Below are 19,606 nucleotides of genomic sequence, written 5' to 3'. Positions count from 1 at the left end.
GTCCGCCGGCCCCTCGGGCCGTGGTCGTTCGCCCCGCCGATCCTCCTGGGGGTGATCTCATGCGTGCGTATCGCGACGCTCGGCTGAGGCTGCCGCGCGAGAACATCGACCTGCCCGAGGACCAGGGGTGCCTGCGGTGGGTGCTCGGCGTCCCGCTCGGGATCGTGTACACGCCCGCCGTGTTCTTCTGCTGGCTCGCGCTGGCCTCGCAGACCGGTACCCCCAGCGACGACTGGCGGGACGGTGTCCGGATGGCGGCCTATCTGTCCATCACCTTCTGCGCCATCGGGCTGCTGATCACCCTCACGCCCGTGTTCCGCCGGACCATGGGCAAGTGGTGGTACATCCTGCCGCTGCTGCTGGCTGCCGTCGCGTACGTCCGGTCGCTGACGGTCTGATCGGCGGGAGACGAAACGGCGCCCGTACCCGGAGCCTTCGCTCCGGGTACGGGCGCCGCCCTGCGATGCGGGTGCCCCGAGCCCACCCTCGTCGCTCCGGATCTGCACGTGGTGATGTGTCGTGCGCTGTGCACTGTTACTTGTGGGCGGTTCTGAGCTGCGCTGTCGATGGGGAATCGAACCCCTGCGTTGCTCTCCACGCACCACGGTGGACCGGAAAACCGCCGGTCCTCGGCTCGTGCACGCCTCCGGTGCGACTACCTGCTCCGCATCGCGGGTATCAGTCCAGGAGGTCGGCCTCCCAGTTCGTGCGCTGGATCCGTACGTCGATCTCGCGGATCTCCCGGGCCACCGCGTCGGCCTGGGCGCGCAGTTCGGCCACCGGGAGCGCGGACAGCATCATGAGCTCGGAGCGCAGCTGGCGCCCGTAGCCGCGTTCACCACCCGCGGCCGCGTCGGCGGCGGAGGTCAGCACCGAGTGGCGAAGGCGCAGGATGTCACGGCGGGCAAGGGCGTCCGTGAGCCTTCCGTCCTCGCCCATGTCGACGGCGGCGTTGGTGCGGTTGATCCGGCTGATCAGGGATTCCAGCGCGGCGAGGGTCTCGGCGGCGTCGTCGAGCAGCCGGGCGGCGTCCTCGGCCGGGGTCTCGCCCTCCTGGTAGCGGACGTTGGCGACGATTCGGGCCCGCAGCTGCTCGACGCGGCGGGTGGCCTCCGCGCGCTCCGCCAGGGCTTCTCCGAGCTTCACTGTGTCCGTACCCGCCTCGTTCGTGCCGTCGTATCGCCTTCCTCACGGAGCTTATAGCGCGGCACGCCGCAGCCCCCGCCCGGACGGGGGCGGGGGTCGCGGCGAGGGCTGGGCGGGAGCCGGGGTCAGGCGGCCACGGCGACCGGCTCGGCCTTGGCGGCGGCGGCCGGGGCGGCGGGCTCGTCCAGGGCGGAGGCCGAGGCGGTGGCGTAGGCCTCCTTGTCGAGGATGCCTTCGCGGGCCGAGACGATGACCGGGACCAGGGCCTGGCCCGCCACGTTGGTGGCGGTGCGCATCATGTCCAGGATCGGGTCGATCGCCATCAGCAGGCCGACGCCCGCCAGCGGGAGGCCCAGGGTGGAGAGGGTCAGCGTCAGCATGACCGTCGCGCCCGTCAGGCCGGCCGTGGCCGCGGAGCCGATGACCGAGACGAAGACGATGAGCAGGTACTCCTTGATGCCCAGCTGTACGTCGAAGATCTGCGCGATGAAGATCGCGGCGAGGGCCGGGTAGATCGCGGCGCAGCCGTCCATCTTGGTGGTGGCGCCGAACGGGACGGCGAAGGAGGCGTACTCCTTCGGGACGCCGAGGCGCTCGGTGACCTTCTGGGTGACCGGCATGGTGCCGACCGAGGAGCGGGAGACGAAGGCCAGCTGGATGGCGGGCCAGGCGCCCTTGAAGAACTGGAGCGGGCTGACCTTCGCGACCGTGGCGAGGAGCAGCGGGTAGACGCCGAAGAGGACGAGCGCGCAGCCGATGTAGATGTCGGCGGTGAAGGTCGCGTACTTGCCGATGAGTTCCCAGCCGTACGTGGCGATCGCGGTGCCGATCAGGCCGATGGTGCCGATCGGGGCGAGGCGGATGACCCACCACAGGGCCTTCTGGAGGAGCTCCAGCGCGGACTCGGCGAGGTCGAGGACCGGCTTGGCCTTGGCACCGAGCTGCAGGGCGGCGATGCCGGCGACGACGGCGAGGAAGACGATCTGGAGGACCTTCAGCTGGGTGAACGGCGTGACGATGTCCGTCGGCACGATCCCGGTGAGGAAGTCGATCCAGGAGCCGGTCTTCTTCGGGTCCTTGCCGTCGGCGGCGGTGAGGCCGGTGCCGGCGCCCGGGTCGGTCAGCAGGCCGATGGCGATGCCGATGCCGACCGCGATCAGCGAGGTGATCATGAACCAGAGCAGCGTGCGGGAGGCCAGGCGGGCCGCGTTGTTGACCTTCCGCAGGTTGGTGATGGACACCAGGATCGCGAAGAAGACGAGCGGGGCGATGGCCAGCTTCAGCAGCTGGACGAAGATGTCGCCGGTCTTTTCGAGGGTGGTGCCCAGCCAACTGACGTCCTGGCTGCGGGCTATCCAGCCGAAGAGGACGCCGAGGGCGAGGCCGGCGACTATCTGGGCCCAGAAGGGGAACTTGAACGAGGCCCTGGCGGGGGCCGGGACAGGGGTCTGCGGGGTCGCGGACACGGACACTCTCCGGTGATGGCGCACAAAGAAGAAAAAGGGGGACGTTCTGCGCGGGTGGCGCTGATGGCAGTGCGGTGCGGCAGCAGCCGGAAAGGGGGCCGGCCGGGACCGCTGCTGTGCGAGTTCAGCTCAACAGCAACAGGCCGCGGACGCGCGGCGGCAGAGGTCGACGTGCAGGCGCGCCACGAGCGGGACGCTCGTGGTCATCGGGTGCGCAGCTGTGGTCAACATGTTGAACACGCTAACACTTCTACTTTGAGAATCTCAAAGGCGTACTTTGAGACAGGGGCGCGCGAGGCCCCCTTGCGCGACGCCGGAAAGCCCCGGAAGCCGCCCGGAAACGCCAAAACCCCGGCACTGCGGGTGATGTACCCGGCGCCGGGGCGGTTCGGTGTGTGATGAAACTAACCGGGGCCCTACGAGTTCGCGCGCGCGGTGTCGTCGGCCGCGTCCTCCTGGCTGCGGTTCTCGGCCAGCTTCTGCTTCGCACCCGCGACGCGTCCGGAGATCTGCACGGACATCTCGTCGCGCTGCTTGCGCAGGAGGACGAAGGACAGCGGGGCGGAGAGCACGAGGGCGAGCAGCACGAGCCAGACGGGGTTGGAGTCCCCGAGCCCGGAGGGCACCGCGCCGACGCGGACGAGCCCGGCGACGACGACGAGGCATCCGACGAAGATGCCCAGCCGCATCGCGGTGTAGCGGATCGTTGCGTTCGCCTTGGGGGACACGGTGACCCCTTCTCTCTCTCGTCGCGGTCGTTCGTCGCGGTCGTATGTCGCGGTCGTACGTCGACCCGCGCCCGTCCAGTGAAGCACGACGGGCCCACCCGGCGGGCAGCCGGGGCTTACCCCTGCGCAACCGGGGTCTCGTAATGATCTCCAATTCCTCAACGAACCGCCGAACGATCATGATCATTAACGAAGGGTTGTCATGCACAGGCGCCCTCCATTCGGGGGGTGGCTCAATTGAACAGGGGTGGGAAAATGAAGCTGAAGCGCGCTCTGGCCGTTGCCGCGGTGACGGCCGGCATCACATTCGGAATGTCCGCACCGGCAAGTGCGGCATCATGCCCGGCCGGCTGGTTCTGCCTTTACTACAATTCCAACCTCGGTGGCGCCAAGTACCAGTTCTACTGGGACCAGATCGACCTCTACAACAAGACGTTCGACAACACCGGCGCCGGCGCGGGCCAGATCGTCAAGAACAACGCCGCCTCGGCGCACAACAACAGCGTCACCGATTTCGCGAAGGTCTACTACAACTCCAACTTCTCGGGTCCGTACGACTTCTTCAGCTGGAGGGAGTCGGGCAATCTCGTCAACACGTACAACGAGAACGCTTCCGTCGAGATCTACTGAGTGCTGGGCCTGAATTCTTGAAGGGTACTCTGCCCAGCCGCAACAGCGGCCGCAGAGTACCCTTGCCTGCGTGAACTGAGGATTATTTCCGTGGCTTCTTCCCATTCCAGAGCGCGCGCCGCGTATTCCACTGCGATACTCGTTCTGCTACCGCTCCTGTCCGCCTGCTCGGCGGGCGACACCGGCGCGAGCGCTCCCTCCTCGAGTCCTGGCGCACCCCAGGGAAGAGGCGAGATCCACGAGCTCAAAGACAGCAAGGCCCTGAAGCTGCCGCTTGACGACTACCTGGTCTCGGCGGCCGATCTGACTGCGATCGACGAGGGGCACGCATCCGCCATCGCCAGATGCCTTGCCCGAATGGGGGCTCCGCAGGCCCCCAAGGTCCGGCGCGACCCCCTGGTCCACGGAAATGAGCGGCGCTACGGTCTCGCGGACACGAAGCTCGCCGAGCAATCCGGTTACCACCTCCCCAGCGCCGCTCGGACGGGCGAGAAATACCCGCCGTCGCTCATGCCCGTCATCAACGGCGAGGTAGCCGAATACAACGGCACCCCCGTTCCCGAAGGCGGGTGCGGGGGCGAGGCGCAGAGGGAGCTCCACGGAGCCGAGATGCAACAGACATTGGGCACCGCACAGAGACTCAACACGGAAGGCTTCACCAAGTCGCGGCAGGATCCCGCGGTGACCGCGGTGAGCGCCGCATGGTCGAAATGCATGAAGGAATCCGGACACGACTATCCCGACCCCACCGCCGCGATCAACGACACGGAATTCCGTGGCGCCGAGCCGACCGACCGCGAGAAGAAGGTCGCACTCGCCGACGTGCAGTGCAAGCAGAAGGTGAACCTGATCGGCGTATGGGCCGCCGCGGAAACCGTGTACCAGCAGCAGCTGATCAAGGAGAATTCGGCCGAGCTGGAAAAGGGCCTGGCCGCGAAGCGGGCGACGATGTCCGCGGCCGCCTCGGCCGTCAGTGGAGCGGCAGCAGCATCGTGATGTCGTCCCGGTAGTCACCCTCGGCCACCCGGATGCCGTCGGGGACGCGGCCGACCTCCTTGTAGCCGCAGGCCGCGTAGAAGTGCTCCAGGCCGTGGCCGCCGCGGGCGCCGAGGCGGATCGCCCTGATGCCGTCGAAGGAGCGGGCCGCGGCCTCCGTCGCGGCCATCAGGTCGCGTCCGTACCCCTTGCCCTGGTGCCGGGGGTGGACCATCACCGTGTACCCCACAGCCAGTGGAGCTGGAGCCTGTGCGTGTTGAAGGCGAGGAAGGACGTGGCGGCCACCTCGCCCCGCTCGTCGCGCCCGACGAGCAGCCGCATCTCGCCGGCGGCGACCGCGGCGAGCTGCTTGATCAGCTGCGGCCGGATCTCCTCCCGGGTCACCGGCGCGACGAAACCGACGGCGCCACCCGCGTTGGTCACGTCCGTCCACAGGTCGAGGATGCCGCCGTGCAGGGCGGGGTCGACAGCCGGATCGAAAGTGAAGGTAATAGACACATGGACAGTTTACCCATTACCTCAACTAGGGTCCAGCAACAGCGAAGCCCCGATCCGGTCGGATCGGGGCTTCGTCGGTACCGCGGCCGACCGCGAGGTCAGACGCGCATCGCCTGCGGGGTCTCGCGCAGGCCGGCCTCCGGGCCGGGGTACTCGCGGATGATCTCGTAGCGCGTGTTGCGCTCGACCGGGCGGAAGCCCGCCTCGCGGATCAGGTCGAGGAGGTCCTCGCGGCTCAGCTTGTTCGGGGTGCCGTAGTTGTCCGCGTCATGCGTGATCTTGTACTCGACGACCGAGCCGTCCATGTCGTCCGCGCCGTGCTGGAGTGCGAGCTGTGCGGTCTGCACGCCGTGCATCACCCAGAACACTTTGACGTGCGGGACGTTGTCGAAGAGGAGCCGGGAGACCGCGAAGGTCTTCAGGGCCTCGGCGCCCGTCGCCATCGTCGTCCGCGCCTGGAGCTTGTTGCGTACCTTGCCGTCCTTCATGTCCACGAAGTCGTGCTGGTAGCGCAGCGGGATGAAGACCTGGAAGCCGCCCGTCTCGTCCTGGAGCTCGCGCAGCCGCAGCACGTGGTCCACGCGGTGGCGCGGCTCCTCGATGTGCCCGTAGAGCATCGTCGAAGGGGTCTTGAGGCCCTTCTCGTGCGCCAGGCGGTGGATGCGCGACCAGTCCTCCCAGTGGGTGCGGTGGTCGACGATGTGCTGACGCACCTCCCAGTCGAAGATCTCCGCGCCGCCGCCGGTGAGCGACTCCAGGCCGGCCTCGATCAGCTCGTCGAGGATGTCGGAGGCCGACATGCCCGAGATCGTCTCGAAGTGGTGGATCTCCGTCGCCGTGAACGCCTTCAGCGAGACGTTCGGCAGCGCCTTCTTCAGCTCCGACAGCGAGCGCGGGTAGTAGCGCCACGGCAGGTTCGGGTGCAGGCCGTTGACGATGTGCAGCTCGGTGAGGTTCTCGTTCTCCATGGCCTTGGCCAGGCGCACGGCCTCCTCGATGCGCATCGTGTACGCGTCCTTCTCGCCCGGCTTGCGCTGGAACGAGCAGTACGCGCACGAGGCGGTGCACACGTTCGTCATGTTGAGGTGACGGTTGACGTTGAAGTGGACGACGTCACCGTTCTTGCGCGTACGCACCTCGTGGGCGAGGCCACCGAGCCAGGCCAGGTCGTCCGACTCGTAGAGGGCGATGCCGTCCTCACGGGTCAGCCGCTCGCCGGAGCGGACCTTCTCCTCCAGCTCACGCTTGAGCCCAGCGTCCATGTACCGGTCGCCTCCCTATGCCTTTTCCGCCTGTCCTGCAACCGTCACCCACCGTACTCTCAGGCCTCTTCGGGCAGCTCCCCGACCCGGTTCTCCCACTTGGTGGAGAGAACGATCGTGGTACGGGTGCGCGAGACGCCCTTGGTGCCGGAGAGCTTGCGGATGATCTTCTCCAGGCCGTCCACGTCGTTGGCGCGGACCTTCAGCATGAAGGAGTCGTCACCGGCGATGAACCAGCAGTCCTCGATCTCGGCGAGGTCGCGCAGCCGGCGGGCGACGTCCTCGTGGTCCGCGGCGTCGGAGAGGGAGATGCCGATCAGCGCCGTGACACCGAGGCCGAGCGAGGCCGAGTCCACCGTCGCGCGGTAGCCGGTGATCACACCGGCCGTCTCCAGCCGGTTGATGCGGTCGGTGACGCTGGGGCCGGAGAGGCCCACGAGACGGCCCAGCTCCGCGTACGAGGCACGGCCGTTTTCCCGGAGTGCCTGGATGAGCTGCCTGTCCACCGTGTCCATTACGTGGAGCCTTCCATTATTCGGCGATCCTGCAAGTCTAGGTATAGAATCAAAGGCGCACAGGGTCAACACCCTGTGAATCTTTCAACAGATCAATGACGATCTTCAGGAGTGGTTCACCGTGTACACGATCGAGATGGCCTACGCGCACATGCGACAGCTCCAGGAGCTGGCCAGCCGATCCCGCACCGACCAGCCGTCCGCCGCGCACCGCGCCGACAAGAGCCGCAAGCCGCGCACCGCCAAGAAGCGCTAGCCACCACTTGCCCCCGGGGGGCGGGCTCCACCGAGCTCCCCCTCCCAACGGCGGTACAGCCGGTGCGGCACCCCTGCCGCGTCGAGCACCCGCCCCGCGACGAAGTCCACCAGATCCTGGATGTGCGTCGCACCCGCGTAGAACGCCGGAGAGGCGGGCAGCACGACCGCGCCCGCCTCGTCCAGCGCCACGAGATGCTTCAGCGTCTGCCCGTTCAGCGGGGTCTCCCGCACCGCGACCACCAGTCGGCGCCGCTCCTTGAGCGTCACGCTCGCGACGCGCTGGAGCAGGTCCTTCGACAGCCCGAGCGCCACCCCCGCCACGCAGGCCGTGGACGCCGGCACGATCAGCATCCCCTTGACGGGGTACGAGCCCGAGCTCGGCCCGGCCGCCAGGTCCCCGGCCCCCCAGTAGCGGACGTCGTCCAGCTCCGGCCGCGGATGCGTGGCGGGCTTGCCGTCGGCCCCCCGCTCCAGCCACTCCCCCAGGTCCTCCCGCCAGTGCGCGTCGCGGAAGGCGATCCCGGTCTCGTCCAACAGGGTGAGCCTCGAAGCCCGGCTCACCACCAGGTCGACACTCTCCCCGGCCGCGAGCAGCCCGCGGAGCACCGCCGCCGCGTACGGCGTCCCGGAGGCGCCGGAAACCCCGACCACCCACGGGGTGCGCTTGCGCTCAGTCATACCTCCGAGACTATCCGGCCACCATGGGCGGGCACTCGCTAAGGTGGCCGCACGTTCCAGAGGGTGGGACGGCACGGGGGGCGAAGATGAGCACGACGACGGAAAAGGCCTGGACGCAGGGCGACCGCGCGAAGGCGGCGGGCCGGCTGATGCTCGGCTGGGTGGCACTGCTGTGGGCGATCGAGGCGGTCGACTACGCCACGGGACACGCGCTGGACGCGTACGGGATCACCCCGCGCGACCCGGACGGACTCGGCGGCATCCTCACCGCCCCGTTCCTGCACTTCGGCTTCGGGCACGTGGCGGCCAACAGCGTGCCGCTGCTGATCTTCGGATTCGTCGCGGCCCTCAGCGGGATACGCCGCTTCCTCGCCGTCAGCGCGCTGATCATCCTGGCGGACGGGATCGGCATCTGGCTGATCGCGGCCCCGAACACGATCACCGCGGGCGCCTCCGGCCTGATCTTCGGCCTCTTCGGCTACCTCGTGGTCCGCGGGTTCGTCGAGCGGCGGGCCCTTGGCATCGTGGTGGGCGTGGTGATCGCCGCGATCTGGGGCGGCTCTTTCTTCCTCGGCGTCCTGCCGACGAACACCGAGGTCAGCTGGCAGGGCCACCTCTGCGGCCTCGCGGCGGGCGTGGTGACGGCCCTGTACTTCCGCCGCCCGGCGCCCCGTCAGCCGACTCTGACCGGCTGACTCGGCTGACTCGGCTGACTAGGCTGACTCAGCCGACGGCCGCCGACGGGTCGACGGGCAGGGCGGAAGTGTCCACGGAGAGCTTCCCGATACCGCTGTCCACGACGACGGTCCCGCCGTACGGGATCACGTCCCGGCCCCGGTAACCCTCCGGGCCGGGGTTCCACAGGGTCGTGCACTGGGCCTTGTACGGGTCGAAGATCAGGTAGTGCGGGATGCCGCGGCGGGCGTAGGCGCGGTCCTTGACCTCGTAGTCGCTGTGGACGCTGCCGCGGGAGACCACCTCGACGGCCGGCTCGACCAGGTCGGGCGGGTAGGCGCTGAGGTTCTTGTCCGCCTCCACGGCGGGCACCACCGCCAGGTCGGGGCAGAATTCGTTCTCGCCGTCGAAAGGGATCGCGACGTCGCTGAGGAAGCCCCACTCACCCGACAGCTGACGCTTGAGCGCGCTCCACAGCTCCCAAATGGTCTCGTTGTGGTGCGGCTCCAGCGGACTCATCACAATCGCGCCCTCGACAATCTCCATCCGATAGCCCGGGAACATGTCCTCGAACCGGCTGAGCTGTGAGTGCAGGCGGTCGCTCTCCGAGACGCTCACATCGGCCTCCCTGTCCATCCGTTGATCTTGCGTGGGCGTGGGTCTCCCCGGCTTCGGCCGGGGAGGGAAACGCGTCCTTGGCCCGGAGGCGCGGAGCGCCGGATTTCTCTGCGTGCCCTTCGGTGACGGTCAGTCGGGCCGTTTCTGGCTCTCGATGTACTGGCGGATCACGGTCAGCGGTGCGCCGCCGCAGGAACTTGCGAAGTAGGAGCGGGACCAGAACACCGAGCCCATCCCGGTCCGGTTGATCCGGCCGGTGTACTCGGCCCGCAGGTAGCGGGAGCTGACGCCCTTGAGGGAGTTGATCAGCTTCGACAGGGCGACCTTCGGCGGGTAATGGACGAGCAGGTGCACATGGTCGGCCTCGCCGTTGAATTCACGCAGCTCTGCCTCGAAGCTCGTGCACACCTCACGCATGATCTCCTCGCACCGCTGCAGCATGTCGTCATCGAAGATCCCGTACCGGTACTTGGTGACGAACACCAAGTGTGCATGCAGGTCGTGGGCAACGTGCCTGCCAGCACGGATGTCGGGGTGTGTTTTCCAGCGCGGTGACATACGCCAAGCGTGGGCATCGCGAGCCGACTGGAAGGGGGTGGGCCGGTGATCCGTGCGTACAAGTTCCTCATGCGGCCCACCGTGGGCCAGCAGGTTGCGCTGGGCGAGATGCTGCGGGATCACTGCTCGCTCTACAACGGCGCATTGCAGGAACGCAGGGATGCCTACCGGCACGTTTCGAAGACGAGCGTCAAGTACGGGCAGCAGTCCGCCCAGCTCAAGGACATCCGGACGTTCGACCCGGAGCGTCAGGGCCGCTGGTCGTTCTCGTCGCAGCAGGCGACGCTGCGCCGTCTGGACAAGGCGTTCGCCGCGTTCTTCCGACGGGTCAAATCCGGCGATACTCCTGGTTACCCGCGTTTTCGCGGGGTGTACTGGTTCGACACCGTCGATTTCCCCAGGGACGGGGACGGCTGCCGGTGGGACTCCACCCCGCACGACCCGGTCACCCGTGTCCGCTTCCAGGGCGTCGGGCACGTCAAGGTCAACCAGCACCGCCAGGTGATCGGCAGGGTCAAGACCGTGTCGGTCAAGCGCGAGCGCCGCAAGTGGTTCGTCCTGCTCACCGCCGAGCACGACCAGCCCGAGCCGCTACCGGCTACCGGGTCCGTGGTCGGCATCGACCTGGGCATAGTCAACTTCCTCGCCGACTCAGACGGCGGGTTCGTTCCCAGCCCCCGCCACGGCCGCAAGGCCGGCGCGAAGCTCGAAGCCGCCCAGCAGGCCCTGTCACGGTTTCCGCGGGTGCGCCGCGACATGCGGAGCAACAACCACCAGCGAGCGGTGGAGAAGGTCGCCGCCCTGCACGGGAAAGTACGCCGCCAGCGCCTCGACCACGCACACAAGACCGCTCTGGGCCTGGTCCGCGGACACGACTTCATCGCGCACGAAGACCTCAAGATCCGCAACATGGGCGAATCCCCCGCGCCGAAGCCCGACCCCCGGACACCGGGCGGCTTCCTGCCCAACGGGGCGAGCGCAAAGGCAGGGCTCAACCACTCGATCAACGATGCCGGATGGGGGGTGTTCCTCGCGATCCTGAACGCCAAGGCTGAAAGCGCCGGACGGGAAGTGATCGCCGTGGACCCCCGCAACACCTCCCGGCGGTGCCCCGCATGCGGGCACACCGCCAAGGAGAACCGGCCCACACAGGAGAAGTTCCACTGCGTCGCGTGCGGCCACACCGGGCACGCGGACACGGTGGGCGCCCTGAACGTCCTACGGGCCGGGCTGGTCCGTCGCGAAGCCAACCGGCATGGCGAGAAGCCCCCTCATTCATGAGGGGGAGGAGTCACGCACTCGATGGTAGGCCGCACCACCGCACGCTACTCAGAAGGTCAGACCCCGAACCGTGAGATCCAGCAGGGCGCACACGAACAGGGCAATGCCGATGAAGCCGTTGACCGTGAAGAAGGCCCGGTTCAGGCGGGAGAGGTCGTGCGGCTTCACGATCGTGTGCTCGTAGCAGAAGGCGATGGCGACGATCACCAGGCCGACCCAGAACAGCGCGCCCGCGTCCGTGGCCAGGGCGTACCAGGCCAACAGGGCCGTGGTCACGACGTGCGCGCCCCGGGCGCCCCAGAGCGCGGCGGCCACGCCGAAGCGGGCCGGGACGGACTTGACGCCCTCGGCGCGGTCGGCGGCCACGTCCTGGCTGCCGAAGATCAGGTCGAAGCCGCCGATCCACACGCCCACGGCCAGGCCGAGGATGACGGCGTCCCAGGACCACTCGCCGGTGACGGCCAGCCAGGCCCCGATGGGCCCTATGGCCTGGGCCAGGCCCAGGATGGCGTGCGGGAAGTTCGTGAACCGCTTGCCGTACGGGTAGACCACCATCGGGACGACGGCGAGAGGCGCCAGCATCAGGCAGAGCGGGTTCAACAGCGCCGCCGAGCCGAGGAACACGGCCAGCGCGATCCCGGCCCCGGTCCAGGCCGACCGCACGGACACGGCCCCGGTGACCAGTTCACGGCCGGCGGTACGGGGGTTACGGGCGTCGATCTCGCGGTCGATGATCCGGTTCGCGGCCATCGCGAAGGTGCGCAGGCCCACCATGCAGACGGTGACGAGCAGCAGCGTGCCCCAGTGCACAGTCCGGTCGAGCTGGAACATGGCGGTGAGCGAGGCGATGTAGGCGAAGGGCAGCGCGAAGACCGAGTGCTCGATCATCACGAGCCGCAGGAAGGCCTTGACCTTGTTGCCGGCCTCGGGGGCGGGGCCCGGTCCTACGACCTCGTCGGCGGTGGTCATGATGTGAGGCTCCTCCGGAACTCCTCGAAGTCGGTGCGCAGCTCGTCCGCGGCGACGTGGTCGAGCTCAACGTGCAAGTTGACCACGGCGTCGTCGCCGTTCGGCGTGAGCCGGGCGTGGAAGCCGAACGCGTCCTCGACCGGGACGGCGTGCACGAGCAGCGGGTTGTTCCGACCGGACGTCAACTGGGTGGTGAAGGGCTCGCCCTCGCCCATCCCGGCGATCAGCCGGTCGGTGAACTCGAGGACATCCTCGGCGTCTATGTGCTCGGCCTCGAAGTCGGCGGACAGTTTCCCGTACCAGGAGGCGGTGATACGCCAGCAGCCCGGCCGGCCGGGGAGCGGTGCGACCGCCACCTCGGCGCGGCCGTAGCCGAGCCGGAGTTCCGGTGTCGCCGTCACGCCAGGCTCCGGCGGAACTCGTCGAGGTTGGCCAGCAGGGTCTTGAGGGGCACGGGGCCCGTCTCAAGGGAGACCGTGGGCGCGCCCTCGGGCTCGGGCGGGGTGGCGTGCACCGTGAACACGTAGCCCTCGGCCACGCGCTCGGAGCTGCCCGGGCGGGCCTCCAGCCGGAGCACGGCACCCGCCTCGACGGTGAACGGCTCGCCGGTGCCGAGCCCGGCCCGCAGGCGCTCCGCGAAGTCCTCGACCTCGGCGTCACGTACGCCGGGCAGCTCGAAGCCTCCGTCGGCTTCGTAGTCGTCGTCCAGTACCAGGGCCCACACGTTGCCGGGGCCCGCGAACTCCTCGGCCGAGACGCCCGCCTCCTCGGCAGCCTCCTGGACGAACGGGTCCGCCGGGTCGAGCTTCGGGCGCACGAGCAGCATGAACGTCGTGTCCTCGCCGATGAACAGCGCCGGTCCACCGAATTCGGAACTCACAGCCCGTACTCCTTCCAGCGGCGGTCCACCAGCGCGGCGGTGGCCGGGTCGGACTCGACCATGTCGGGCCAGCCGCCGTCGCGGGTGTAGCCCTCCTCGGGGAGCTTCTTCGTGGCGTCGATGCCCGCCTTGCCGCCCCAGAACTGCTGGTACGAGGCGTGGTCGAGGTGGTCGACGGGGCCCTCGACGACGGTGAGGTCTCGGGAGTAGTCCGTGTTGCCCAGCGCCCGCCAGGACACCTCGTGCAGGTCGTGGACGTCGCAGTCGGAGTCCACCACGATGATCAGCTTGGTCAGCGACATCATGTGCGCGCCCCAGACGGCGTGCATGACCTTCTGCGCGTGCTTCGGGTACTTCTTGTCGATCGAGACGATCGCGCAGTTGTGGAAGCCGCCCGACTCGGGCAGGTGGTAGTCCACGATGTCCGGCACGATGATCTTGAGGAGCGGGAGGAAGAAACGCTCCGTCGCACGACCCAGCGGGCCGTCCTCCGTGGGCGGGCGGCCGACGACGATCGACTGGAGCAGCGGGCGCTTGCGCATCGTCACGCAGTCGATCTTCAGCGCCGGGAACGGCTCCTGCGGGGTGTAGAAGCCGGTGTGGTCGCCGAAGGGGCCCTCCGGGAGCATCTCGCCCGGCTCCAGCCAGCCCTCGATGACGACCTCGGCGTTGGCCGGGACCTGGAGCGGGACCGTCTTGCAGTCGACCATCTCGATCCGCTTGCCCGCCACGAACCCGGCGAAGAGGTACTCGTCGATGTCACCCGGCAGCGGCGCGGTGGACGCGTACGTCACGGCCGGCGGGCAGCCGAAGGCGATCGCGACCGGCAGTCGCTCGCCGCGCTTGGCGGCGACCGCGTAGTGGTTGCGGCTGTCCTTGTGGATCTGCCAGTGCATGCCGATGGTGCGCTTGTCGTGGCGCTGGAGGCGGTACAGGCCGAGGTTGCGCACGCCCGTCTCGGGGTGCTTGGTGTGGGTGAGACCGAGGTTGAAGAAGGAGCCGCCGTCCTTCGGCCAGGTGAAGAGGGCCGGCAGCAGGTCGAGGTCCACGTCGTCGCCGGTGAGGACGACCTCCTGCACGGGTGCGGAGTCGCCCTTCACCTTCTTCGGCGGGACGTGGACCATCGAGCCGAGCTTGCCGAAGGCCTCGCGGACCCCGACGAAGCCCTGCGGCAGTTCGGGCTTGAGCAGGCCGCCGATCTTCTCGCTGATCTCGCCGTACGACTTCAGGCCGAGGGCCTTGAGCAGACGGCGGTCGGTGCCGAAGACGTTCATGGCCAGCGGCATCGCCGAGCCCTTGACGTTCTCGAAGAGCAGGGCCGGACCACCGGCCTTGTTCACTCTGTCGACGATCTCCCCGACCTCCAGGTACGGGTCGACTTCGGCCTTGATGCGCTTGAGGTCGCCTTCTCGCTCCAGAGCCCGGAGCAGCGAGCGGAGATCGTCGTAAGCCATAGGGGCCAGTATCGGTCACCGGCTACGCTGAGCCTGTCACCGGGGCCGTCGAATCGAACCCCGCCATTGCTTCCAGGGGGCTGTTCCGCATGATCAGGACGCTGCTCTACATCCTGCCGATCGTGCTGACGATCTACGCGTTCATCGACTGCCTCAACACCCCCGAGGACGAGGCCAAACACCTCCCCAAGGTCGTCTGGGTCATCATCATCCTGCTCTTCTGGATCGTCGGCCCGATCGTGTGGTTCGCCGCGGGCAAGATGCGCCACGCCCCCGCGGGCGGCCGTACGCCGTCCGAGTGGCACCGCAACCACCGTCACGAGTGGGTCGCCCCCGACGACAACCCGGAGTTCCTCACTTCGCTGCGCGAGGAGAACAAGAAGGACGAGGCCCTCCTCAAGGACTGGGAGGCGGACCTGCGCCGCCGCGAGGAGGAGCTGAAGCGGCGCGAGCAGGACGGGGACAAGGACCGCTGACGGAGCGGCGGCTCCTACCGGGCGGGGATTTCGGGCCGGGGAGGGGTCACTGCGCCCAGGGCAGCACGCGGGTGCCCTCGGTGCCGGGGACGGAGGCCACGCCGTCCGCGCGCATGGCCACGTACGCCTGGAACGGCTCGGCGGCGTGGATCCGCCGCAGCACGTCGGGCGGCAGGACCAGGGTCTGACCGGTGGTCACCTTCTCGGTGCGGCCGTCGCTGGTGACCTCCAGGGAGCCGGCCGTGACCGTCCAGACCTGCTCACGGCTGACGGAGTGTTCGGGGCCGGTGATTCCGGCGGGCATGTCGACGTGCCAGGTGCTGAGCTCGGCGCTGCCCCGGCTGGGGGCGGCGAGGCCGGTCATGGTGGCGTTCGGGGTGATGGTGACGTGCTCGGGGGAAGTGGTGATCACGCGCAAGGGAAGCCCTCGTTCCAGTCGAGTAAAGCAGCTTTACTTGATGGGATGAGTAAAGCAGCTTGTCTTGCCCGTGTCACCATGTTTCCGTGACCAATCGACGAGACGACGACGGCATCGAGCTGGCATTCCTGCTGGGGCTCGGCTTCCAGCTGCTGCTGGGCGAGTTCACCAGGCGGGTCGGCGAGGCCGGTTACGCCGACCTGCGCCCCGCGCACGGCATGGCGTTCCAGGCGCTCAAGGGGCCCGGCGCCACCGCGAGCGAGCTCGCCGAGCGGCTCGGGGTGACCAAGCAGGCGGCCGGACAGCTCGTCGACGACCTGGAGAAGCGCGGCTACGTCCGCCGCGAGCCGCACCCGGAAGGGGGCCGGCGCAAGCTGGTGGTGCTCACCGCCGCCGCCGACGAGCACCTGGCCGTCGCGGGCGGGATCCTGCACGAGCTGGAGGCGGAGCTGGGCGGCACCGTCGACCTCGGCGCCCTGCGCGGCGAGCTGGGGCGCCTGGTGCACACGCTCAACGGGGAGGCGGAACTGCCGCCGCTGCGGCCCGTGTGGTGAGCCGTTGCCTCGCGGGGCGGCGGGCGGGCGACGGGGCAGCCCCGCTGGGCATACGGGTGCGGCGCCGTTGCGGGGGCTCCGCCCCCGAACCCCCGCGCCTCGAACGCCGGCGGGGCTGAATCCGCCCCCGGCGGGGCTGGATGCGTCAGGCCGCCGAGGCCCTGGAGAAGGAGGCGTAGGCCTCACGCAGCTCCGCCCAGCGGGTGTCGGACCAGGTGGACCAGTCCACGGGGTGGCCGGCCAGGGCGGAGTTCAGCAGTTCGAAGTGTTCGTGCCAGCCGGCCAGGCAGTCCAGGCGCTCGTCCTCCGGACCGCCCCGTTCGTTCACGAAGCGGATCACCGTGGAGTCCGTCCCGACCGCCTCCAGGTGGAAGCGGATCCGCCCGTGCTCGGTGACCGTGTACTCCACGACCCGCTCGACGTCCCAGGCGGTGATGCGGCCGGTCACCACCGTCCCGGTGTTCAGCCAGCGCAGCATCACGGCCCCGCCGAGCCGGCGTTCCAGCACGTCGGCCGCGGCCAGCCAGCCGCGCAGCCCCTGCGCCGTGGTCAGGGCGGGCCAGAGCGTCTCGTAGGAGTACGGCAGGTGCAGCTCGAAGCGGAGCAGCCAGCGGTTCTCGCCGCGGCGCTCGCTGGTGGCATGGCTCACGAGAGACATACCACCAGCGTCCCACTCCGGGCGGCCGGACGCCCGGCGGTCAGACGCCCGCGTAGGAGTGCAGGCCGTTGAGGACCATGTTCACGCCGTAGTAGTTCCAGATCCAGCAGACGAAGGCGAAGAGGCCCAGGTAGGCGGCCTTGCGGCCCTTCCAGCCGGCGGTGGCGCGCGCGTGCAGGTAGCAGGCGTAGGCGACCCAGGTCACGAAGGACCAGACCTCCTTGGGGTCCCAGCCCCAGTAGCGGCCCCAGGCGTCGCCCGCCCAGATGGCGCCCGCGATGATCGTGAAGGTCCACAGCGGGAAGACGGCCGCGTTGATGCGGTACGAGAACTTGTCGAGCGAGGCCGCCGAGGGCAGCCGCTCCATCACGGAGGTGGCGAACCTGCCCGGCGTGCCGCCGCCCGCGAGCTTGTTCTCGTACGAGTCGCGGAAGAGGTAGAGCAGGGTGCCGGCCGCGCCGAGGTAGAAGACGGCGCCGCAGAAGATCGCGGTGGAGACGTGGATCCACAGCCAGTACGAGTGCAGGGCCGGGACCAGCTGGTCGCTGTCGGTGTAGAGGACCGTGACGGCGATGCCGAGGTCCAGCAGGACGGTCGTGACCAGGATCAGGCCGAGCCAGCGGACGTTCTTCTTCAGGGCGAGCAGCACCAGGTACGCGCCGACGGCCACCGTGGAGAAGGTGATCGAGAACTCGTACATGTTGCCCCAGGGGGCCCGCTGCACCGACAGCGCGCGGGTGAGGACGCCGCCCGCCTCGATGAGGAAGGCGAGCGCGGTCAGCGAGACCGCGATCCGCCCGTACAGGTCGCCCTGCTCGGTGCCGCCCGCGGCGCCCGGGCCGTCCGGCACGTCACGGGTGCCGGCCGCGGAACGGGTGGTGACCTTGGGCCGGTCCAGGACGGCGGTGGCACCCCCGGTTTCACCGGCTCCACTGGAGCTTCGCGCCCCCTTCTGGCCGCGGACCTGCACGGCGGGGGCCGCCTGGGCCTCCCCGGCGCCGGTGAGCGCGGCGGCGGTGCGGCCGACCTTGCTGCGGCTGCCGAAGGTCCACTCGGCGATGTGCGCGAAGAAGGCGAGCGTGTAGACCGCCATCGACGAATAGATCAGGTAGTTGCTGATCTGAGCCAGGTTCTCGTTGGCTGCGGCAGCGAGCGGCGTCATCCGCGCTCTCCTTCAGGGGTTTCTTGGGCAGGAGCAGGTGCCGTCGGCGCCTGCTGGTGCAGCGTGGCGGCGAGGTCCGCCAGCTCCTGCGGGAGCCTGGCGGACTCGCTGCGGCCGAGGCCCGCCATTTCGACGACGGTCACGCCGTCCTCGCCGGTCACCGCGCGGACCCAGATCCGGCGGCGCTGGATGAACAGCGATCCGGCCAGGCCCGCGATGGCGGCGATCGCGCCCGCGAGGGCGAGGCCGCTGCCGGGCTGGTGGGTGACGGAGAAGGTGGCCCAGCGCTCGATGCCCTCGAACTTCACGGAGCCCGCGCCGTCGGGCAGCTCCATCGACTCGCCGGGCAGCAGCAGCTTGGCGAGCGGGTCGCCGTTCTCCTTCTTGAACTGCTGCATCTTCTTCGTGTCCAGCTGGTACACGTTCTGCGGCAGGCCGGAGTCCACGCCGAGGCTGCCGTGGTAGGCGTTCAGGGCCATGACCGGGAAGTTCGCGTCCGGGAACTGCGAGAGCATCGTGCCCCCGCCCTTGCCCGCGAAGGTCGGCACGAACCGGGCCGAGAAGCCGAGCTGCTCCTTCTCGCCGTTCTTGTTCCTGTAGCCGTCGGCGACCTTGATCGCGCCCTGCGAGGTGAGGTTCTTGTCCTGCGGCAGCATCGGCACGGCGTCCTTGAAGACCACCTTGCCGGTGGGGTCGGTCACCGAGACGATCGGCGCGTAGCCGTGGCCGAGCAGGTAGACCTTGGAGCCGTCCACTTCGAGGGGCTTGTTGACCTCGATCTCGGCCTTCTTCGGCTTGCCGTCGGCGCCCTCGCTGTAGGTGACGTGCGCCTTGAAGTCGCGCGGGGTGCCCTTCTGGGGGCCGGTCGGCTCGAAGGTGGCGTCGAACTCGTCGAGGGTGAAGCTGAAGGGCGGCAGGTCGTCGGGGTCGAACATGCTGCCCGACTTGAAGTCGTCGTACTGGGTGAGCGTGTTCGCGAAGCCGCTGCCGCGCAGGACGAGCTTGCCGCCCTCGGACATGAAGAGCTTGCCCCAGGCGAAGGCCACGAGCATCACGATGAGCGCGACGTGGAAGATCAGGTTCCCGGCCTCGCGGAGGTAGCCCTTCTCCGCCGAGACCTGGCCCTTGCCCGCCTCGGTGCGGAAGCGGCGTCCGGCGAGCAGGGTCTTCGCGTGGGCGAGGACCTCCTCGGGGGACTTCTCGGTGCGCCAGGTGGTGTGCGCGGGGAGCCGGTCGAGGCGGCGGGGTGCGGCCGGCGGGCGGCCCTTGAGCTGGCCGACGAACTGCCAGGTGCGCGGCAGGATGCAGCCGATGAGGGAGACGAACAGCAGGATGTAGATCGCGGAGAACCAGAACGACGTGTAGACGTCGAAGAGCTGGAGCTTCTCGGCGACCGTCACCCAGGAGGCGTGGGTGCGCTTCCACTCGGCGACCTTCATCAGGTCGACGGAGTTCTGCGGGATCAGGGAGCCGGGGATCGCGCCGAGGGACAGCATGAAGAGCAGGATCAGCGCCACCCGCATGGAGGTGAGCTGCCGCCAGGTCCAGCGGGCCCAGCCGATCACGCCGATGCCGACGGGACCGCTGTCCTCCTCGGGGGCGGTGGAGAGCTGGGAGCCGGCCGCGGCCTCCACGGCGTCGGCGGCAGCGGTGGAGGCCACCGGGTCCGCCGGGTCCACCGGGTCGTGCGACGCCTCGGTGGACGCGTTGTCTGTCGTACTCATGT

At 69.0% G+C, this 19,606-nt stretch carries 24 protein-coding genes and 1 pseudogene; 8 read left to right on the top strand and 17 right to left on the bottom strand.

Going from position 1 to position 19,606, the window contains the following annotated elements; genetic code table 11:
- Positions 1–59: 59 nt before the first annotated feature.
- Positions 60–398, top strand: coding sequence for a hypothetical protein (locus ACIQ5Y_RS09520; RefSeq protein ID WP_403877188.1), 339 nt, complete (start codon positions 60–62; stop codon positions 396–398).
- Between the two features lie 280 nt (positions 399–678).
- Here the strand turns inward: ACIQ5Y_RS09520 and ACIQ5Y_RS09515 are convergent, their stop codons facing one another.
- The 3 genes from ACIQ5Y_RS09515 to ACIQ5Y_RS09505 all read right to left on the bottom strand — a co-directional run bounded on the left by ACIQ5Y_RS09515 (position 679) and on the right by ACIQ5Y_RS09505 (position 3,301).
- On the bottom strand, positions 679–1,146 hold the full coding sequence (locus ACIQ5Y_RS09515; protein WP_403877185.1) for a DIP1984 family protein: 468 nt from the start codon (positions 1,144–1,146) through the stop codon (positions 679–681).
- A gap of 125 nt (positions 1,147–1,271) precedes the next feature.
- Entirely contained in the window at positions 1,272–2,612 is a 1,341-nt protein-coding gene (locus ACIQ5Y_RS09510) for a dicarboxylate/amino acid:cation symporter (protein ID WP_403877182.1), read from the bottom strand.
- 416 nt (positions 2,613–3,028) lie between these two features.
- A complete protein-coding gene (locus ACIQ5Y_RS09505) occupies positions 3,029–3,301 on the bottom strand; it encodes a DUF4229 domain-containing protein (protein WP_403877479.1) in 273 nt (90 codons plus the stop codon).
- A gap of 294 nt (positions 3,302–3,595) precedes the next feature.
- On the opposite strand from ACIQ5Y_RS09505, the gene ACIQ5Y_RS09500 reads away from it, so the two are divergent.
- Both ACIQ5Y_RS09500 and ACIQ5Y_RS09495 read left to right on the top strand, forming a co-directional pair.
- Positions 3,596–3,970 (top strand): peptidase inhibitor family I36 protein, encoded by a 375-nt coding sequence (locus ACIQ5Y_RS09500; protein WP_403877179.1) that lies wholly within the window; start codon positions 3,596–3,598, stop codon positions 3,968–3,970.
- A gap of 90 nt (positions 3,971–4,060) precedes the next feature.
- Complete coding sequence (locus tag ACIQ5Y_RS09495) at positions 4,061–4,966, top strand: hypothetical protein (RefSeq protein ID WP_403877177.1); 906 nt, start codon at positions 4,061–4,063, stop codon at positions 4,964–4,966.
- On the opposite strand, the pseudogene ACIQ5Y_RS09490 reads toward ACIQ5Y_RS09495, so the two are convergent.
- The 3 genes and pseudogenes from ACIQ5Y_RS09490 to ACIQ5Y_RS09480 all read right to left on the bottom strand — a co-directional run bounded on the left by ACIQ5Y_RS09490 (position 4,941) and on the right by ACIQ5Y_RS09480 (position 7,241).
- Positions 4,941–5,464 (bottom strand): annotated as a pseudogene (locus ACIQ5Y_RS09490) (GNAT family N-acetyltransferase). The gene ACIQ5Y_RS09495 and the pseudogene ACIQ5Y_RS09490 overlap by 26 nt on opposite strands.
- Positions 5,465–5,562: 98 nt before the next feature.
- Positions 5,563–6,726: an aminofutalosine synthase MqnE gene (gene mqnE, locus ACIQ5Y_RS09485; protein WP_403877174.1), complete on the bottom strand. Its 1,164-nt coding sequence runs from the start codon at positions 6,724–6,726 to the stop codon at positions 5,563–5,565.
- Positions 6,727–6,785: 59 nt separating this feature from the next.
- Positions 6,786–7,241 (bottom strand): Lrp/AsnC family transcriptional regulator, encoded by a 456-nt coding sequence (locus ACIQ5Y_RS09480; RefSeq protein ID WP_030009228.1) that lies wholly within the window; start codon positions 7,239–7,241, stop codon positions 6,786–6,788.
- Between the two features lie 121 nt (positions 7,242–7,362).
- Between ACIQ5Y_RS09480 and ACIQ5Y_RS09475 the strand changes: the two genes are divergently transcribed.
- A complete protein-coding gene (locus ACIQ5Y_RS09475; RefSeq protein WP_403877505.1) occupies positions 7,363–7,497 on the top strand; it encodes a hypothetical protein in 135 nt (44 codons plus the stop codon).
- Here the strand turns inward: ACIQ5Y_RS09475 and ACIQ5Y_RS09470 are convergent.
- Entirely contained in the window at positions 7,494–8,177 is a 684-nt protein-coding gene (locus tag ACIQ5Y_RS09470) for a UbiX family flavin prenyltransferase (RefSeq protein ID WP_403877170.1), read from the bottom strand. The genes ACIQ5Y_RS09475 and ACIQ5Y_RS09470 overlap by 4 nt on opposite strands.
- Before the next feature lie 86 nt (positions 8,178–8,263).
- Between ACIQ5Y_RS09470 and ACIQ5Y_RS09465 the strand changes: the two genes are divergently transcribed.
- Entirely contained in the window at positions 8,264–8,872 is a 609-nt protein-coding gene (locus ACIQ5Y_RS09465) for a rhomboid family intramembrane serine protease (RefSeq protein WP_403877167.1), read from the top strand.
- A gap of 28 nt (positions 8,873–8,900) precedes the next feature.
- Here the strand turns inward: ACIQ5Y_RS09465 and ACIQ5Y_RS09460 are convergent, their stop codons facing one another.
- Both ACIQ5Y_RS09460 and tnpA read right to left on the bottom strand, forming a co-directional pair.
- Complete coding sequence (locus tag ACIQ5Y_RS09460; RefSeq protein ID WP_403877164.1) at positions 8,901–9,488, bottom strand: Uma2 family endonuclease; 588 nt, start codon at positions 9,486–9,488, stop codon at positions 8,901–8,903.
- A 111-nt stretch (positions 9,489–9,599) separates the two neighbouring features.
- Positions 9,600–10,028, bottom strand: a complete 429-nt coding sequence (gene tnpA, locus ACIQ5Y_RS09455; RefSeq protein ID WP_403877160.1) for an IS200/IS605 family transposase — start codon at positions 10,026–10,028, stop codon at positions 9,600–9,602.
- A gap of 45 nt (positions 10,029–10,073) precedes the next feature.
- Between tnpA and ACIQ5Y_RS09450 the strand changes: the two genes are divergently transcribed.
- A complete protein-coding gene (locus ACIQ5Y_RS09450) occupies positions 10,074–11,309 on the top strand; it encodes an RNA-guided endonuclease InsQ/TnpB family protein (RefSeq protein WP_403877157.1) in 1,236 nt (411 codons plus the stop codon).
- 48 nt (positions 11,310–11,357) lie between these two features.
- Here ACIQ5Y_RS09450 and mqnP read toward each other — a convergent pair whose 3' ends face one another.
- Genes mqnP through ACIQ5Y_RS09430 form a run of 4 tightly spaced genes read right to left on the bottom strand, consistent with a single transcriptional unit; the run spans position 11,358 to position 14,612 of the window.
- Entirely contained in the window at positions 11,358–12,278 is a 921-nt protein-coding gene (gene mqnP / locus ACIQ5Y_RS09445; RefSeq protein WP_403877154.1) for a menaquinone biosynthesis prenyltransferase MqnP, read from the bottom strand.
- Positions 12,275–12,679, bottom strand: a complete 405-nt coding sequence (locus tag ACIQ5Y_RS09440) for a hypothetical protein (RefSeq protein WP_403877151.1) — start codon at positions 12,677–12,679, stop codon at positions 12,275–12,277. The genes mqnP and ACIQ5Y_RS09440 overlap by 4 nt, the downstream gene beginning before the upstream one ends.
- Positions 12,676–13,158: a hypothetical protein gene (locus ACIQ5Y_RS09435; protein WP_403877148.1), complete on the bottom strand. Its 483-nt coding sequence runs from the start codon at positions 13,156–13,158 to the stop codon at positions 12,676–12,678. Before ACIQ5Y_RS09435 ends, ACIQ5Y_RS09440 begins: the two co-directional genes overlap by 4 nt.
- Positions 13,155–14,612 carry a menaquinone biosynthesis decarboxylase gene (locus tag ACIQ5Y_RS09430; protein WP_403877145.1) on the bottom strand — a complete coding sequence of 486 codons (1,458 nt, stop codon included), beginning with the start codon at positions 14,610–14,612 and terminating at the stop codon, positions 13,155–13,157. Before ACIQ5Y_RS09430 ends, ACIQ5Y_RS09435 begins: the two co-directional genes overlap by 4 nt.
- Before the next feature lie 89 nt (positions 14,613–14,701).
- Here ACIQ5Y_RS09430 and ACIQ5Y_RS09425 point away from each other — a divergent pair, with 89 nt between their 5' ends.
- Complete coding sequence (locus tag ACIQ5Y_RS09425) at positions 14,702–15,088, top strand: PLD nuclease N-terminal domain-containing protein (RefSeq protein ID WP_403877142.1); 387 nt, start codon at positions 14,702–14,704, stop codon at positions 15,086–15,088.
- A gap of 46 nt (positions 15,089–15,134) precedes the next feature.
- On the opposite strand, the gene ACIQ5Y_RS09420 is transcribed toward ACIQ5Y_RS09425, so the two are convergent.
- Positions 15,135–15,500 (bottom strand): cupin domain-containing protein, encoded by a 366-nt coding sequence (locus ACIQ5Y_RS09420; protein ID WP_403877139.1) that lies wholly within the window; start codon positions 15,498–15,500, stop codon positions 15,135–15,137.
- A gap of 92 nt (positions 15,501–15,592) precedes the next feature.
- Here ACIQ5Y_RS09420 and ACIQ5Y_RS09415 point away from each other — a divergent pair, with 92 nt between their 5' ends.
- The gene (locus ACIQ5Y_RS09415; protein ID WP_403877136.1) at positions 15,593–16,060 is read left to right on the top strand and encodes a MarR family winged helix-turn-helix transcriptional regulator; all 468 of its coding nucleotides are present in this window, start codon (positions 15,593–15,595) and stop codon (positions 16,058–16,060) included.
- Positions 16,061–16,205: 145 nt separating this feature from the next.
- Here the strand turns inward: ACIQ5Y_RS09415 and ACIQ5Y_RS09410 are convergent, their stop codons facing one another.
- Genes ACIQ5Y_RS09410 through ACIQ5Y_RS09400 form a run of 3 tightly spaced genes read right to left on the bottom strand, consistent with a single transcriptional unit; the run spans position 16,206 to position 19,604 of the window.
- The gene (locus ACIQ5Y_RS09410) at positions 16,206–16,718 is read right to left on the bottom strand and encodes an SRPBCC domain-containing protein (protein ID WP_403877133.1); all 513 of its coding nucleotides are present in this window, start codon (positions 16,716–16,718) and stop codon (positions 16,206–16,208) included.
- Between the two features lie 40 nt (positions 16,719–16,758).
- Positions 16,759–17,880: a c-type cytochrome biogenesis protein CcsB gene (gene ccsB / locus ACIQ5Y_RS09405; protein WP_403877130.1), complete on the bottom strand. Its 1,122-nt coding sequence runs from the start codon at positions 17,878–17,880 to the stop codon at positions 16,759–16,761.
- A complete protein-coding gene (locus tag ACIQ5Y_RS09400) occupies positions 17,877–19,604 on the bottom strand; it encodes a cytochrome c biogenesis protein ResB (RefSeq protein ID WP_403877127.1) in 1,728 nt (575 codons plus the stop codon). Before ACIQ5Y_RS09400 ends, ccsB begins: the two co-directional genes overlap by 4 nt.
- Positions 19,605–19,606: the final 2 nt, after the last annotated feature.

Origin of the sequence: Streptomyces sp. NPDC096339 (genome assembly GCF_044762985.1) — a bacterium.
Taxonomy (GTDB): domain Bacteria; phylum Actinomycetota; class Actinomycetes; order Streptomycetales; family Streptomycetaceae; genus Streptomyces.
Note: the sequence above shows the minus strand (reverse complement) of the source record. Positions and strands in the feature narration are given on the sequence as shown.